This is a genomic window from Streptomyces sp. NPDC052687, assembly GCF_040678395.1.
Classification (GTDB): domain Bacteria; phylum Actinomycetota; class Actinomycetes; order Streptomycetales; family Streptomycetaceae; genus Streptomyces.
The window spans coordinates 28,409-43,511 of the sequence record NZ_JBFATR010000004.1 but is presented as its reverse complement, the minus strand read 5'-3'; the positions used below and the strand labels follow the sequence as shown (position 1 = coordinate 43,511).

Sequence of the window (15,103 nt, the reverse complement as noted above, 5' to 3'; positions counted from 1 at the left end):
GAGTGCGAGGAGCCCCGTGTCGCGTAGAGCTGTCGTCATCGGTGCCGGTCTGGCCGGCATGCTGGCCGCGGCGGCCCTGTCCGCCGTCGTCGACGAGGTCGTCGTATGGGACCGCGACGACCTGCCCGACGGACCGGAGCACCGCAAGGGGCTGCCGCAGGGGCGGCACGCGCATCTGCTGCTGGCCGGGGGCCTGGCGGCGATGGAGGACCTGGTGCCCGGCGGGAGCATCCGCGAGCGGCTGCTCGCCGAGGGCGCCCGGGAGGTGTCGCTGGCCTCGGACATGGTGTCCCTGGGCACGGAGGGCTGGTTCCGGCGCTGGCGTGGTCCGGGGCCGCGGATGCTGTCGTGCAGCCGGGCACTGCTCGACTGGGCGGTCCGGGACGCGGTGCTCGCCCGCGGCGGCGTGCGGCTGCGCAAGGGGCAGGTCGTCGAACTGGCCGGTGACCGGCGGCGGATCGAGGGCGTACGGGTGTCGGCGGCGGACGGCGACGAGGACGTCCCCGCGGACTTCGTGGTCGACGCGAGCGGCCGGGGCTCACGGGTCGGCGCCTGGCTGCGCGCGGTCGGGGTCACGGATGTGCGGGAGCGGACCGTCGACTCGGGGCTGGTCAACGCGACGCGGATCTACCGCATCCCCGAGGGCGCGGAGGACTTCCCCGTCACGGTGCTCAACGCCGACCCGTACGGGTCCCGGCCCGGCCGCAGCGGGATGGTCCTGCCGATCGAGGGCGGCCGGTGGATGGCGAGCCTCGCCGGCACGCGCGGCGGCGAGCCGCCGTCGGACCCGGACGCCTTCCTCCGGTACGCGCTGGAGCTGCCGCACCCCCTCGTGGGCCGGCTGATCGCCGGCGCCGAACCGCTCACCGACGTCCACGTCAGCCGCTCCACCAGCAACCACCGCCGCTATCCGGAGAAGGCCCGGCACTGGCCGGAACGTTTCGTCGTCCTCGGGGACGCGCTGGCCAGTTTCAACCCGGCGTACGGGCAGGGCATGTCGGTGGCGGCGCTCGGCGCGCGGATCCTCGCCCGCGAACTGGAGCGCACCGGTCTCACCGGGCCCGGCCTCGCGCGCAAGGTCCAGCGCGGGGCCGCCGGCGTCGTCGAGGCGGCCTGGACCATGGCCGTCGGCCAGGACATCTGGTTCCCCGGCACCCGCGGCGCCGGCCCCGGCCTCCCGGACCGGCTGATGATGCGCTACACCCGCCGCATGATCCGCGCCACCACCGGCTCCTACAGCGCGGCCACCGCCGTCTGGGACGTCACGAGCATGACGGCGGGCCCCACCCGGCTGCTGCGCCCGCGCGCGGTCCTCGCCGCGGCGATCGGCCCGGTCAAGCGGCCGCTGACCGGGCCGCCGCTCAGTCCGGAGGAACGCAAGGTGGCGGGGCTGCCGTAGCCGGGGGCGGGCTCAGCCCGCGAACGCCGGCTGGGGCAGGCCCTGGCCCGCGTCCGGGACGACCAGGAGGGACCCCGACAGGGGGTGGGGGTCATAGAGGCCGACCCGGGCCGTGGTGAGGTACAGGTCCCGGAGGCCGGGGCCGCCGAAGGCGCAGGCGGTGACCCGCGGGGTGGGCAGGGGAATCCGGCGGTCGAGGGTGCCGGCGGGGGTGTAGCGGTGCAGGGCGCCGCCGTCCCAGAGGGCGACCCAGACGCAGCCGTCGGCGTCGACGGTGAGGCCGTCGGGGAAGCCGGCGCCCTCCTCGACGGCGGCGAAGGGCCGGCGGCCGGTCACGCGGGGGCCGTCGACGTCGAAGACGTCGATCCGGCGGGTCGGGGAGTCGATGTAGTACATGCGGCGGCCGTCGGGGCTCCAGCCCGTGCCGTTGCTGACCGCGACGTCGTCGAGGACGACCTCCACCGTGCCGTCGCCGGTCAGCCGGGACAGCGTGCCCCCGCCCGGCGCCTCGTCGTAGCGCATGGTGCCCGCCCACAGCGCGCCGTCGGGGGCGACGGCCGCGTCGTTGGCGCGGCGGCCGGGGACCGGCTCGTGGTGGAGCCAGCGGAAGGCGCCGTCCGGGTCGAGGAGGCCCACGCCGTCGCGGAGGTTGAGGACCAGGCCGCCGCCCGCGCGCGGCTTCACCGCGCCGATGTGCTGCTCCGTCGTCCGGACCGTGCGGCGGCCCGTCGACGGGTCGAAGCCGTGGAGCCGGCAGCCGAGGATGTCGATCCACAGCAGGCGGCCCCGCGCCGCGTCCCAGGTCGGGCCCTCGCCGAGGGCGGCCTCGGCGCGCACCGCGACCTCGATGCCGTACGTCCTCATGCCACGCTCCGGTGGCCGAGCCGCTCGGAGAGTTCCGCGGCGCCCTTCGCGGCGAGCTGTTCGAGTTCGGCGCGGCGCTCCTCGCTCCAGCGGATCATCGGCACCGAGATGGACAGCGCGGCCACCACCTGCCCGGTGCGGTCGCGGACCGGGGCGGCGACACAGCTGACGTCCGGGTTGGACTCGCGGCTCTCCACGGCGATCCCGCGGTGGCGGATCTCGGCCAGGGTCTCGCGCAGCGCGGCCGGATCGGTGATGCTGTTCGGCGTCATCGCGACCAGTTCGGCGTCGTCCGGGACGCGCGCCGCGAGTTCCTGCTCCGGGAGGGAGGCGAGCAGCATCTTGCCCACGGACGTGCAGTGCGCCGGGAGGCGGCGGCCGGCCGCGGAGACCATGCGCACGGCGTGCGTGGAGTCGACCTTGGCGATGTAGATGACGTCGGTGCCCTCCAGGATCGCCACGTGCACCGTCTCGTCGCAGGTCTCGGCGACGGACCGGGCGACCTGCTGGCCCTCCGCGGCGAGGTCCAGCTGCTCGGCGTAGCGGCTGCCGAGCTGGTACGGCCGTACGCCGAGCCGGTAGCGTCCGGGCTGGCCGGGCACCTGGACGATGTACGACCGGGCGGCGAGCGTGGTGACCAGCTCGTGGACGGTGGTGCGGGGCAGCTGGAGCTTGCGCACGATGTCGGGGGCGGAGAGCGTCCCGTCACCGTCGAGGAAGAGCTCCAGGATGTCGAGAGCCCGGGTCACGGCGGGTACGAGGCGTCCCACGACCGGCCCCCTCCCTGTGTTCGAGATTTCAACAGATGGTCGGAATAGCGAACACAGGCTACTCATGGAGGGTCGGGCAGGGCAATGGGTCCCGCGCCGGCACCCGCGGGCGCGGCCCGCACCGGCACCGCGGGCGCGACGTCAGCCCAGGATCTCCCGCAGCCAGGACCGCTCCGCCCGGCTGGTGGCGCGCGCGACGAGGAGCATCCCGCGGCGGTAGGGGTCGTCGGTGTCCTCGGCGCGCAGGGGGCCGTCGCCGTCGTGGAAGAAGCTCGCGGGCCGTTCCAGGAACTCCAGCCTCCGGCGCAGTACCGCGTGCTGGTCGGCGGTGTCGGGGAGCAGGGAGAGGAAGGCCAGGACCGTGAAGTACCGCGTGCTGTCGCTGATGTCCAGGCCGTCGGCCTCCCGCAGCCGCCGCAGCAGCTCGTCCCGGCCGGCGCGGGTCAGGCTCAGGGTGTGCCGCCGGGCGGCCGAGGCGCCCGGTTCGCTCCGCCGCTCCAGCAGCCCGGCGGCGACCAGCCGGTTGATCGCCGGGTAGAGGCTGCCGTCGCTGACCGGCCGCGCGTGGCCCGACAAGTGGGCGATGCGGACGCGCAGTTGATAGCCGTGCAGCGGCCCCTCGGCCAGGAATCCCAGAATCGCGAGTTCGAGCATGCTGCTACTCTCGCACATCGAAACGAGGTACCTCGAATCGATGCAGAGAGGGCGGGGAGCGGGAATGACGTACACCGAGGAATGGGTGACCGCGCGGGCGCGGGACGCCTACGAGCACGGCCGGGCCTCGTTCGAGGTGCGGCCCGAGCGGACGGCGCTGCTGGTCATCGACATGCAGGACGAGTTCGTCCGGCCCGGCTGGAGCCCCTACTGGGTGCCCGCGGCGACCCGGATGGCACCCCGGCTGCGGCAGCTGGCCGAGGTGTGCCGGGCAGCCTCCGTCCCGGTGCTCTGGACGATCTTCGACGACACGCACCTCGGACTGGACCGGCCGCACGCCCTGCGGTTCCTCCCGCACGCCGGCACCGACTGGCGCCGGCCGGGCTCCGCCGAGGTCTGGGCCCCGATGGGCCGCCGCCCCGACGAGGTCCTGATCCGCAAGCCCTCCTACGGCGCCTTCTACGACACCCCGCTCGACACGATCCTGCGCAACCTCGGCCGCGACACGGTCATCGTCACCGGAACGCTCACCAACTACTGCTGCGGCACCACCGCCCGGCAGGCCTACGAGCGCGGCTACCGGGTCGTCGTCGGCTCCGACGTCACGGCCACCGACGACGAGTCCCGCCAGGAACCCGAACTCGCCGTCCTGCGCAAGGGCTTCGCGCTCGTGCTGACCGCCGAGGAGATCACGGATCGGTTGACCGCGGTCGCGCCCCTGCGGTGAGACGAGCGTGCCGCGCCCGGCGCGGAGAGCCGCCGACACGGGGAACCGGCGGCGCGGAGAGCCGCCGACACGGGGAACCGGCGGCGCGGGGAACCGCCGACACGGGGAACCGCCGACGCGCGGAACCGGCGGCGCGGAGAGCCGCCGACACGGGGAGCAGCCGACGCGGTCGCAGGATGCCGCGGTCGCAGGATGCCGCCGGGGCCGCGCCGCGGTCACCAGGCTCCGCCACCCGGCTGCTCGGGGCGGGTCGGCGTCGGTCGGGAGCCGGTGTGTCTGCCGGTGGGGCGGCGGGGCTGGGGGCCGAGGTGGCCGAGCTCGCCGCGCAGGCGCTGGGCGCGCAGGACCAGTTCCAGTTCGAAGCGCCGGTCGGGGTCGTCGATGCCGTCGCCCCACAGTTCCCGGATCTGGCGTAACCGGTAGCGCACGGTCTGCGGGTGGACGCCCAGCCGCGCGGCCACCTCGGGCGCCCCGCCCCGCGTCTCCAGCCACGCCAGCAGGGTCTCCGCGAGCCGCCGCCCGTGGGCGGGCCCGCAGCCGGCGAGCGGGGCCAGGCAGCGCACGGCGAGATCGTCGATCAGCTCCTCGGGCCGGAGCAGTACCAGCGCCTCGGTGTGCTCCGTGCACAGCAGCACCTCCCCGGCCGGCAACAGCCCCCGTTCCATCAGCCCTACGGCGGCCTCCGCCCAGCTCAGCGACTTGGCGGCCTCGGCCAGCGGCACCGGCGGGCCGATCGCGCCCGCCCAGCCGGTCAGGGCCCGCAGGAGCAGTTCGGGGCGGCCCGCGGCGTCCGGCTCCGGCACGACCATGCGGGGCCGCTCGTACTCCATGTCGAGCAGCACCCCCTGCCCGACGGCCGGCGCGACCGCCTCCCGGGCCGGGCGGAGCAGGACGCCCACGGCGACCTTCTCGGGCAGCGGCCAGCCGATCCGCGCGGCCCGCTCCACCAGCGCGTCGGCGGGGTCGTCGCGGTGGCTCTCGGCGAGCAGCACCTCCAGCAGCCGGCGCTGGTGGCGCAGCCGTTCCCCGGCCTGACGGGCGGCGGCCTCGGCGTAGCCGCGCACGGACTGGTCGACGAGGCCGTCGAGGTACTCGTAGCCCGCGTCGACGAGTTCGTACATCGCGGGCGGCGGGATCTCCACGCGCTGCCCGATGTCGGCGAAGCGGCGCCAGGCGAGCCGTACGCCCATCCGGTAGATCGCCTGGAGGGAGTCCAGGCTGCGCCCGCCCAGTCCCTCGCCGCGGCCGAAGTTCTCGAACAGGCCGGGCGGCACGGTGGGGCTGCCCGGCGCGTCGTGGGCGTGCTCCAGGTGCCGTACGAAGGACTCGATGGCGCGGCGGATCCCGACCAGCGCCATCGGCTCGCCGTTCTCGTCGAGGACGACGGGCAGGTGCGGGTACTCGCGGCGGATCTCGCGCATGATCTCCTCCGCGAGCACGGGCGCCTCGGCCAGGGCGAGCGCGGCGAACCGGCGCACCTGGAGCCGGGGCACGTCGTCCCAGGCGGAGCGGGGCGGCACGGTCGCCGCCGGGTGCGCGGTCACGGCCGGCTCCCGCGGCCCGCCTGCTCGTAGGTGATCAGCGGGGTGTTGGGTTGTTCGGGGGTGGCTTCGAGCAGGGCGACGATGCCGAACGCGGCACCGACGGCGAGGGCGGCGGCGGCCACGGCGGTCACGGCGGCGGCGAGCAGTCTGGGCATGCGGGTCTGCCTCCCTGGTCCGAGGACCGGAGATCGTCCGAAGGTCGTCCCACCCCGGGAGCCCGTCCGTGCCTGTCGCCCTGTCCGTCGCCCTGCCCGTCGCCCCCGCCCGTCGCTCCTGCCTGTCGCTCCTGCCTGTCGCTGCTCAGTGTCGACACGGCGGTCACAGGCCGTCAAGGGAAGAGGACCGGCCCGCGCTCACGAACTGATGTGACGTCAGCTGTGACAGCCGCCGAAATTGTCATCCCCGTGAGTAGCCGTGGCGATGCGCTGGGCCAAAACTGTCCACCCACCCCGGACACAGCCTGTCCACAGCCGTCCCCCACCCACCGTCCAACCCACCGTCCCCCACCCGCCCGTCCCCACCGAATCCCCCTCCCCCCACACCGCGTTCCGCACCCAGAGACGAGTTGGAGCACCCATGCCCCAGCACGTGCCCCCGCTGCGCGCCGCCCTCCCCAGGCCGCCGCAGCACCGCCCTCCGGCGCTCCCCCCACCCCCGCGCCGGATCGTCTTCCTCGCCCACCGCGACCTCGGCAACCCCGCCGCCGGCGGCTCCGAACTGCTCGTCGACCGGCTCGCCGAGGGGCTGACCCGGCTGGGCCACGAGGTCACCCTGCTGTGCGGCGGCCCCGCCTCGTACCGCGACTACCGCGTCGTCTCGATGGGCGGCCCCTACGACCACTATCTGCGCGCCCGCTCCGCCTTCGCCCGCCAGGTCGGCGAGACCGACCTGCTGGTGGAGGTGTGCAACGGGATGCCGTACCTGGCGCCGTTGTGGCACCGTGGGCCGACCCTGTGCCTGGTCAACCACGTCCACACCGACCTGTGGGCGATGCGGTTCGGCGGCCCCCTCGCGCCCGCCGCCCGCCTCGGCCGGCGGCTCGAGCACTGGGCGCTGACCGGGCCCCGCTCCCCCGGCCTGCTCGTCGCCGTCTCCCCGTCGACGGCGCACGCGCTGCGCGCGATCGGCGTGGAGCGGGAACGCATCCGCGTCGTGCACAACGGCGTCGAGGACCCCGGACCGCGCGGCGAGCGCTCGCCGGAACCGCTGTTCGTGGCGGTGGGGCGGCTCGTCGAGTACAAGCGGATCGATCTGCTGCTGCGGCTGTGGGAACGGGTGCGGCCCGTCACCGGCGGCCGGCTCGTCATCGTCGGGGACGGCCCCGAACGCGCCCGGCTGGAGCGGCAGGCCGGGCCCGGTGTGGAGTTCACCGGGCACGTCTCCGAGGCCGAGAAGCACCGGCTGCTGTGCGCGGCGTGGCTGCTGCTGCACCCCTCGGCGGTCGAGGGGTGGGGGCTGGTCGTGACCGAGGCGGCGGCGCGGGAGACCCCGGCCCTCGCCTTCGACGTGCCCGGGCTGCGGGACTCCGTCGTGGACGGGGAGACCGGGGTGCTGGCGCACGGCGAGTCCTCGTTCGCCGCGGCGTGGTGCACGCTCGCCCTGTCGGGCCGGCGCCGGGAGATGATGGGCAAGGCGGCGCGGGAGCGGGCGGCGCGCTATCGCTGGGACCGGACCGTGCGGCAGTTCCGTGCGGTTGCCTGTGAGGCGGTCCGGTGACGCCCGTGCGCCGTATCCGTGACGCGGTCGCGCGCGTGCCGGTGCGTCGTGGTCCGTCGCGCCCGCGCGGCGGAGCCGCACAGGTGACCGCCCCGCGCCCCCTGGGCACTTCTGTGCGCACGTCCCTCGAGCTGTTCCGTGGCTTCCTGCGGGAGCAGAGCGACCCCGAGGCCTGCTACGCGCTGCTCGCCCGTCACTCCGTCGACCAGGTCGAGGCGTACGGCGGTGCCGTCGCCGGGCGGACCGTCGTGGACGTGGGCGGCGGCAGCGGGTACTTCACCGCCGAGTTCCGGCGGCGCGGCGCGCAGGCGTGGCTGTTCGAGCCGGACGCGCGGGAGCTGGGCGAGAGGCCGCCCGAGGGGGCGGTGGTCGCCGACGGATATCTGCTGCCGCTGCGCGACGGGGCCGCCGACGTCACGTTCTGCTCCAACGTGCTGGAGCACGTGGCCGATCCGCAGACGTTCCTGAGCGAGCTGGTGCGGGTCACCCGGCCCGGCGGGCTGGTCTACGTGTCGTTCACCAACTGGCTGTCCCCGTGGGGCGGTCACGAGTGGGCGCCCTGGCACTACCTGGGCGCACCGCGGGCGCGGGCCCGCTACGAGCGGCGTACCGGGCGGCCCGCCAAGCACACCCTCGGCGAAAACCTGTTCGCCCTGCACATCGGCCCCACCCTGCGGCAGGTGCGCGCCCGCGACGACGTCACGCTCGTCTCGGCCCGCTCCCGCTACTGGCCGTTCCTCACCGAGGCGATCGTGAAGGTCCCCGGGCTGCGTGAGGTGGCCACCTGGAACCTCCTCCTCATCCTCCGGCGGTGTCCCGTATGACGACCACGGTCCAGACCCCTCCCCCGGCAGCCGTCCCCACCTCCGCGACCACCGCGGGCCCGCCCCACGGGCCCCGGTCGCGGCGCTGGCCGCTGGGGTTCTGGGCCGTGGTGTTCGCCGCGTTCCTGGCCGCGCGGCCCGGCCGGCAGACCTTCGACACCAAGCTGGGCGTGACCGTCGATCCCGGCCGCTTCCTCGCCGATCTGGGGCAGTTGTGGCACGACCGGGCCGGGTTCGGCGGCATCCAGGACCAGTACGCCGGCTATCTGTGGCCGATGCTGCCGTTCCACTGGCTGTGCCGGGCCGTGGAGATCCCGGTGTGGATCGCCGAGCGGCTGTGGCTGTCGCTGGTGGTGACCGCCGCGTTCTGGGGCGCGCTGCGGCTCGCCGAACGGCTGCGGGTCGGCAGCCCGGCGACCCGGCTGCTCGCGGCGGTGGCGTACGCGCTGTGGCCGGTGTTCACGACGGTCGTCGGTTCCACGTCGGCGGCGGCGCTGCCCGGCGCGTTCCTGCCGTGGGTGCTGCTGCCGCTGGCGGACGAGCGGTACGCCGCGCGGGTCGCCGCGCTGCGTTCGGCGCTGCTCGTGCCGTTCATGGGCGGGGTGAACGCGGCGTCCACGCTGGCGTCGCTGCTGCCGGTGGGGCTGTATCTGCTGTCCCGGCCGCCCGGCCCGCGGCGTTGGCGGCTGATCGCCTGGTGGGCGCCGGCGGTGCTCGTGGCGACGGCCTGGTGGTGGATCCCGCTGCTGCTGCTCGGCGCGTACGGCGAGAACTTCCTGCCGTACGTGGAGACCTCGCAGACGACCACGGCCACCATGTCCGCGACGGAGGCGCTGCGCGGCGCCGGGAACTGGGTGGCCTACCTGCGCTTCGGCGAGGCGTGGCTGCCCGCCGGGTGGACGGTGGCCGCCTCGGCGGTGGTGATCCTGTGCTCGGCGCTCGCGGCCGGGCTGGGGCTGGCCGGGCTGGCCCGGCGGGACATGCCGGAGCGGCGCTGGCTGGTGCTGACGGTGCTGGTGTGCGCGCCGGTGCTGCTCGCCGGGTACGGGGGCGGGTTCGGGGCGCCGTTCCACGCGACCGTGCAGGACTGGCTGAACGGCTGGCTGGCGCCCTTCCGGAACATCTACAAGTTCCAGACGGGGCTCGCGCTGGCGCTGGTGCTGGGGCTCGCGCATCTCGTGGCGGTGGCGGTGGCGGTGGAGCGGCGCGGGGCGCGCGGAACACGCCGGGCGCGCGGGGCAGAGGGGGCGCGCGGGGTGCCCGGTGCCGGCGGGGCGCGCGGGGCGCCCGGGGCGCGCGCCCGCCGGTACGTCCCGCTCGGGGCCGCCGTGCTGGTGCTGCCCGGCCTGGTGTGGCCGTACCTCAACGGGTCGATCCTCAGCCCCGGTTCCTTCCCGCGGATCCCGCGGTACTGGCAGGCCACCGCCGACTGGCTGGAGAAGCACTCGCCCGACTCGCGCGCCCTGGTCGTCCCGGCCACCGCGCACGGCGTGTACACCTGGGGCTCGACCATCGACCACCCCCTCGACGTGCTCGCCGGCTCCCGCTGGGCCCAGCGCGATTACGTCCCCTTCGGCACCCCCGGCAGCCGGCGCGCCATGGACGCGGTCGAGCAGGCGCTGCTGACGGGCGGCGAGGTGCCGGGGCTCGCCGACTACCTGAGCCGGGCGGGCGTCCACTACGTCGTCGTCCGCAACGACCTCGACCCCGACCAGATCGGTTACACGCCGACCACCACCGTCAAGCGCGCCCTCGAACAGTCCGGCTACCAGCGGGTCACCGGAATCGGCCCCGTCATGACCGGCGGCCGGATCGCCGACGACACCCCGCTCCAGGTGGAGGGCCTGTACCCGAGGCAGCGGGCGGTGGAGATCTACCGGCCCGCCGGTCCGGACGTGCCGCGTCCCGGACAGGCGGCGCTGCGACCGGTCGCCGGCACCGTACGGGTCTCCGGCGGCCCTGAGGCGCTGCTGCCGCTCGCCGCCGGGCTGCGCGGCCGGGCCGCCGTCCTGACCGGCGACCCCCACCCCGGACTCGGTGCCCCCGAGGTGCAGCTGACCGGCGACGGGCTGCGCCGCGCGGACACCCGGTTCGGGCTGGTCAACGCCAACACGTCGTACCCGTACACCCGTGACGAGCGCAACGCGCCCGGCGCCCACCAGGACGCGGGCGAGCCGCCGCACCAGATCCTGCCGGTGACCGGCCTCGACCACCAGTCGGTGGCCGAGCTGAGCGGCGCGCGGTCGGTGACCGCCTCGTCGTACGGCAGCTGGCTGTTCCACCTGCCGCAGTTCGACCCGGTGAACGCCTTCGACGGCGACCCGGAGACGGTGTGGACGGAGGGCTCCGGCGGCTCCCCGGACGGCGAGTGGCTGCGGATCGGTTTCGCGGGCGACGGCTACGCGATGCCCGGCTCGTTCGCCGTGACACCGCTGCCGCAGGAGGGCGTGCGATCCGCGCCGACCCGGGTGCGGGTGGAGACCGAGCGGGGCCGGGTGACCAGCCACCTCCGCCCGGACGGCACGACACAGACCGTGCGCGCCCCGCGGGGCGCGACCCGCTGGATGACGCTGACCGTCGTGGACTCGGTGGCGCGGCGGGCCGGGCTGCTCGGCGCGGGCTTCGCCGAGATCGAGCTGCCGCGGGTGCGGGTGACGCGGACGCTGCGGCTGCCGGTGGACGCCGCCCGCGCCGCCACCGCCACCGCCGCCACGGAGATCGTCTCCCTGCGCCGCGCCGCCGACCCCGCCGGGATGTCCCCCACCGGCACCGAACCGGGCCTGCACCGCCGCTTCACCACGGGCACGGCCGGCACGTACGAGGTCGCGGCGAGCGCGGTGGCCGTGCCCGGCCCGGAACTGGACCGGCTGCTGTACGCGGCCGCGCCCGGACAGCGGCAGCGCGTCACCGCCACCGCCGACTCCACCGCCCGCCTCGGCACCGGCCTCGCCGCCCGCAACCTCACCGACGGCGACCTGACCACCGCGTGGATCGCGGGCGACCGGCCCACGATCCGTCTGCGCTGGCCGGACCGGCAGCCGGTGGACGAGCTGGTGCTGGCCGCGGCGGGCGGGCTGTCGTCCCGGCCGGCCGAGGTGCACCTCAGCTCCCCGGACGGCGCGGTGATCGCCGCCGTCGACGACAACGGCTGGGTCCGCTTCCCGCCGATCACCACCGACCGCCTGGACATCACGATCACCAAGACCGCGCCGCTGACCCTGCACAACCCGGTCGTCGACGAGGACCTGCAACTGCCCGTCGGCCTGACGGAGGCATACCTGCCGTCCCTTGACCGCTACCGCACCCCGCAGCCCTCCCCCACCCGCGCCTTCACCCTGCCGTGCGGCAAGGGCCCGGTGCTGACGGTGGACGGCGAGCGGCACCGCACGAGCGTCCGGGGCACGGTGCGCGACCTGGTCGAGCGGCGCCAGGTGGACGTCACGCCGTGCGGGACGGAGGACGGCGGCCGGCCGGCCGGGCTGGACCTGCCCGCGGGCGCCCACCGGCTCGACGCGGACGACGCCGGCCCGCTCGTCGTCACCGGCGTCACCCTCACCCGCGGCGGCGCGCCGCGACCGGTCACCGCCGGGCGTGACCTGCGCGTGCGGGACTGGCTGGGCGACCGCCGTGAACTGACCGTCGGCTCCGGGGGCGCCGCCTACCTGACGACGTACGAGAACCACAACGACGGCTGGCGCGCCACCCTCGACGGCGAGGAGCTGACCCCCGTGCGCCTCGACGGCTGGCAGCAGGGCTGGTACGTCCCGGCCGGCGCGGGCGGCACGCTCCGGCTGTCGTACGAGCCCGCGACGACGTACGAGGCGGGGCTGGTCGGCAGCGGTGCCGGTCTGGCCGTGCTGGCGGGCCTGGTCCTGTGGCGGCGCCGGGCCGCCGACCCGGACCCGCCCGCGCCGCGGCCGCCCGCGCCGGGGCCGTGGCTGGGCACGGTGGCGGTGACGGTGGTCGGCGTGCTCGTCGCGGGCTGGCTCTCCCTGCTCGTCCCGGCCCTCGCGCTGCTGGCCCACCGGCGGCACACCGCGCTCGTACCGGTGGCGTTCCTGAGCCTCGCGGCGGCCGGTCTGGTCGCCGCGACCGGGGCCGGGGAGCCGGTCGCGGAGGGGGCGGGCGCGTTCGGGCATACGGCCCAACTGCTGGCGCTCGTCGGGCTGTTCGCGGCGGTGGTGAGCGTGCGGGAGCGGGACCGTGACGGCGCCGCGCCGGGCGACACGCGGGAACTCGGCGCCCCGGAACCCGGCGTCCGACACGTCGGCGACACCCGCGAAGCCGGCACCCGGGAACCCGGCACCCGACAGGTCGGCGACACCCGGGAACCCGGCACCCCACCACCCGGCGCCCGACCATCCAGCGCCCCACCACCCGGCGCCCGACATGTCGGCGACCCCGCGGGAGGCGATCGCCCATGAGCGCAGTCGAGCGTCCGGCGTCCCCCGGTCCTCGCCCGCGGCCGGGGGAGCGGGTGCCGTTCCCCGTCGTGGACGAGATCACCCGGCACTGCGTGCGGGACGAGGAGCCGGAGACGGTGCACATCGAGGTGCGGCTGCCGGGCCCCGTCGCCCCGGACCGGCTGCGCAAGGCCTTCGGCGAGGCGCTGCGCCGGCACCCGCGGATCCTGGTGCGGGAGGCTCCGGGGCCCTGGTACCGGCGGCGGTACGAGTGGGAGCTGACGGACGGGCCGGACGGGGAGGTGGTGACGTTCCCCGAGCCGGGCCCGGACGCCGTACGGGACGCGCGGGCGCGGGCACTGGCGCAGGCGCCGCCGCTCACGCTCGCCCCGCCGGTGCGGCTGGAGGCGATACCGGAGGCGGGCGGCACGGTGCTGCTGCTCACCCTCAACCACACCGCCCTGGACGGGCCGGCCTGCCTGCGGGTGGTGGCCACGGCCGCGGAGCTGTACGGCGGCCGGGACAACTCCCCGGCCGCGCCGCCCCCGGTGCGGTCCGCCGAACCCGCGCGGACGCCCACCGGCACGCCCTCCGCCTGGTCCCGCATCGCACGCATCGCCCCCGGCGTCCCCGACACCGCCCCCGGCGCCAGCGGCACGGGCACGGGCACGGGCACGGGCACGGGCAACGGCATGCTCGTCACCGAACTCCCCGTCCCGCACCGCCCCAAGGGCGCCCCGTACACGGTGAACGACCAGCTGATGGTGGCCACGGCCCTATCGCTCGCCCACTGGAACCGCGAGCACGGCGCCCGCCCCCGCCCCCTGCGCATCACCATGCCCGTGGACGACCGCCCCCGCGACCTCACCATGCCCATCGGCAACGGCACGAGGCTGGTGGACGTCCCCTTCACCCACGCGGAGCTGGCGGACGCGGACGGCACCGGCATGGTCGCCCTGCTGCACCGCACCGCCGCCCGCACCCGCGCCCTGAAGTCCCTCCCCCGCCCTCAACTGGGCCGCGGCGCCGCCTTGCTGACGGCCCCCGTCGTGCCGGTGGCCTGGCGGGGCGCCGTCACGCGCGGGCTGCGCCGGGCCGTGTCCCCGTGGACCTCGACGACCCTGCTGAGCAACATCGGCCGCATCCCGTACCCGCTCGACTTCGGCGCGGAGGCGGGCCGGGCGCGGGCGGTGTGGTTCTCGGCGCCCGCCCGGATGCCGCGCGGACTGACGGTCACCACCGCCTCCACGGCCGGCCGGCTGCACCTCGCCCTGCGCTGGTCCCGCGCCCTGCTCGGCGACGAGGACGGCGCCCGTCTGCGGGACCTGTTCACGCACTACCTGCACGCGACGGAGGTGGACCCCGCATGACCCTCGCCGCGGCACCCCACGGCGGCCCCCACGGCGGCCCGCCCGACGGACCGCACGGCCGACCGCCCGACGGACCGCCCGACGGACCGCCCGACGGACCGCGCGACGGACCGCGCGACGGGCTGCGCGACTTCTACGAGAACCCCGCCGTCCCGGTCGCCTCCGGCACCGCGCGCTCGCTGCGCCAGGCCCGGATGCTGGCCGCCGCGCTCGGCCCCGCGGCGCCCGGCGGCGGGCGCACGGTCCTCGACATCGGCTGCGGCGACGGCACCGCCGCCGCCACCGCGGCGCCCCTGCTCCCCGGCCACCGCCTCGTCGGCGTCGACTGGTCCCAGGACGCCCTGGCCCGTGCCCGCACCCGCCTGCCGTACGCGGTGCGCGGCGAACTCACCGGCGGCGGACTACCGTTCCGCACCGGCGCGGTGGACGCGGTGCTGTTCAGCGAGGTGGTGGAGCATCTGGTGGACCCGGACGCCGCGCTCGACGAGATCCGCCGGGTGCTGCGACCGGGCGGCCACCTGATGCTGTCCACCCCGAACCTGGCCGCCTGGTACAACCGCGCTCTGCTGGCCGCCGGGGTGCAGCCGGTGTTCTCCGAGGTGAGCCTGCGCGCGATCCACGGCCGTCCGGGCCGCGAGGTGGTCGGTCACCTGCGCCTGTACACGGCCCGCGCGCTGCGGGAGTTCGTCACGGCGGCCGGCTTCGAGGTCGTACGGCTCGCCGGGGCGCCCTTCCACGGCGTACCGCGCCCGCTGCGCGCCCTGGACCGGCTGGCCTGCGCGCGACCGCCGCTCGCCTCGATCCTCCTGCTGCACGCGCGAAGGACGTAGGC

12 protein-coding genes are annotated in these 15,103 nt (G+C 76.1%); 7 read left to right on the top strand and 5 right to left on the bottom strand.

Translation table 11 applies throughout. From position 1 onward, the window contains the following. Nucleotides 1–16 precede the first annotated feature (16 nt). Nucleotides 17–1,399 (top strand): FAD-dependent monooxygenase, encoded by a 1,383-nt coding sequence (locus AB0K92_RS06405; RefSeq protein ID WP_365919987.1) that lies wholly within the window; start codon nucleotides 17–19, stop codon nucleotides 1,397–1,399. 12 nt (nucleotides 1,400–1,411) lie between these two features. On the opposite strand, the gene AB0K92_RS06400 is transcribed toward AB0K92_RS06405, so the two are convergent. From AB0K92_RS06400 to AB0K92_RS06390, 3 genes are all read right to left on the bottom strand, one after another. Next, a complete protein-coding gene (locus tag AB0K92_RS06400; RefSeq protein ID WP_365919985.1) occupies nucleotides 1,412–2,263 on the bottom strand; it encodes an SMP-30/gluconolactonase/LRE family protein in 852 nt (283 codons plus the stop codon). Beyond that, complete coding sequence (locus tag AB0K92_RS06395) at nucleotides 2,260–3,033, bottom strand: IclR family transcriptional regulator (protein ID WP_365919983.1); 774 nt, start codon at nucleotides 3,031–3,033, stop codon at nucleotides 2,260–2,262. The genes AB0K92_RS06400 and AB0K92_RS06395 overlap by 4 nt, the downstream gene beginning before the upstream one ends. A gap of 141 nt (nucleotides 3,034–3,174) precedes the next feature. Next, entirely contained in the window at nucleotides 3,175–3,687 is a 513-nt protein-coding gene (locus tag AB0K92_RS06390; RefSeq protein ID WP_365919981.1) for a PadR family transcriptional regulator, read from the bottom strand. A gap of 64 nt (nucleotides 3,688–3,751) precedes the next feature. Between AB0K92_RS06390 and AB0K92_RS06385 the strand changes: the two genes are divergently transcribed. Continuing rightward, complete coding sequence (locus AB0K92_RS06385) at nucleotides 3,752–4,414, top strand: isochorismatase family cysteine hydrolase (protein ID WP_365919979.1); 663 nt, start codon at nucleotides 3,752–3,754, stop codon at nucleotides 4,412–4,414. Between the two features lie 215 nt (nucleotides 4,415–4,629). Here the strand turns inward: AB0K92_RS06385 and AB0K92_RS06380 are convergent, their stop codons facing one another. Next, the gene (locus AB0K92_RS06380; RefSeq protein WP_365919977.1) at nucleotides 4,630–5,958 is read right to left on the bottom strand and encodes a helix-turn-helix domain-containing protein; all 1,329 of its coding nucleotides are present in this window, start codon (nucleotides 5,956–5,958) and stop codon (nucleotides 4,630–4,632) included. After that, nucleotides 5,955–6,113 carry a hypothetical protein gene (locus AB0K92_RS06375; protein WP_365919975.1) on the bottom strand — a complete coding sequence of 53 codons (159 nt, stop codon included), beginning with the start codon at nucleotides 6,111–6,113 and terminating at the stop codon, nucleotides 5,955–5,957. Before AB0K92_RS06375 ends, AB0K92_RS06380 begins: the two co-directional genes overlap by 4 nt. Nucleotides 6,114–6,534: 421 nt before the next feature. On the opposite strand from AB0K92_RS06375, the gene AB0K92_RS06370 reads away from it, so the two are divergent. The 5 genes from AB0K92_RS06370 to AB0K92_RS06350 all read left to right on the top strand — a co-directional run bounded on the left by AB0K92_RS06370 (nucleotide 6,535) and on the right by AB0K92_RS06350 (nucleotide 15,101). Further along, nucleotides 6,535–7,674, top strand: a complete 1,140-nt coding sequence (locus AB0K92_RS06370; RefSeq protein ID WP_365919973.1) for a glycosyltransferase family 4 protein — start codon at nucleotides 6,535–6,537, stop codon at nucleotides 7,672–7,674. Nucleotides 7,675–7,787: 113 nt separating this feature from the next. Beyond that, complete coding sequence (locus tag AB0K92_RS06365) at nucleotides 7,788–8,498, top strand: class I SAM-dependent methyltransferase (protein WP_365919971.1); 711 nt, start codon at nucleotides 7,788–7,790, stop codon at nucleotides 8,496–8,498. Continuing rightward, nucleotides 8,495–12,922 (top strand): alpha-(1->3)-arabinofuranosyltransferase family protein, encoded by a 4,428-nt coding sequence (locus AB0K92_RS06360; protein ID WP_365919969.1) that lies wholly within the window; start codon nucleotides 8,495–8,497, stop codon nucleotides 12,920–12,922. Before AB0K92_RS06365 ends, AB0K92_RS06360 begins: the two co-directional genes overlap by 4 nt. Continuing rightward, complete coding sequence (locus tag AB0K92_RS06355; RefSeq protein WP_365919967.1) at nucleotides 12,919–14,271, top strand: condensation protein; 1,353 nt, start codon at nucleotides 12,919–12,921, stop codon at nucleotides 14,269–14,271. The genes AB0K92_RS06360 and AB0K92_RS06355 overlap by 4 nt, the downstream gene beginning before the upstream one ends. Further along, nucleotides 14,268–15,101: a class I SAM-dependent methyltransferase gene (locus AB0K92_RS06350; protein ID WP_365919965.1), complete on the top strand. Its 834-nt coding sequence runs from the start codon at nucleotides 14,268–14,270 to the stop codon at nucleotides 15,099–15,101. Before AB0K92_RS06355 ends, AB0K92_RS06350 begins: the two co-directional genes overlap by 4 nt. The last annotated feature ends 2 nt before the right edge of the window (nucleotides 15,102–15,103 follow it).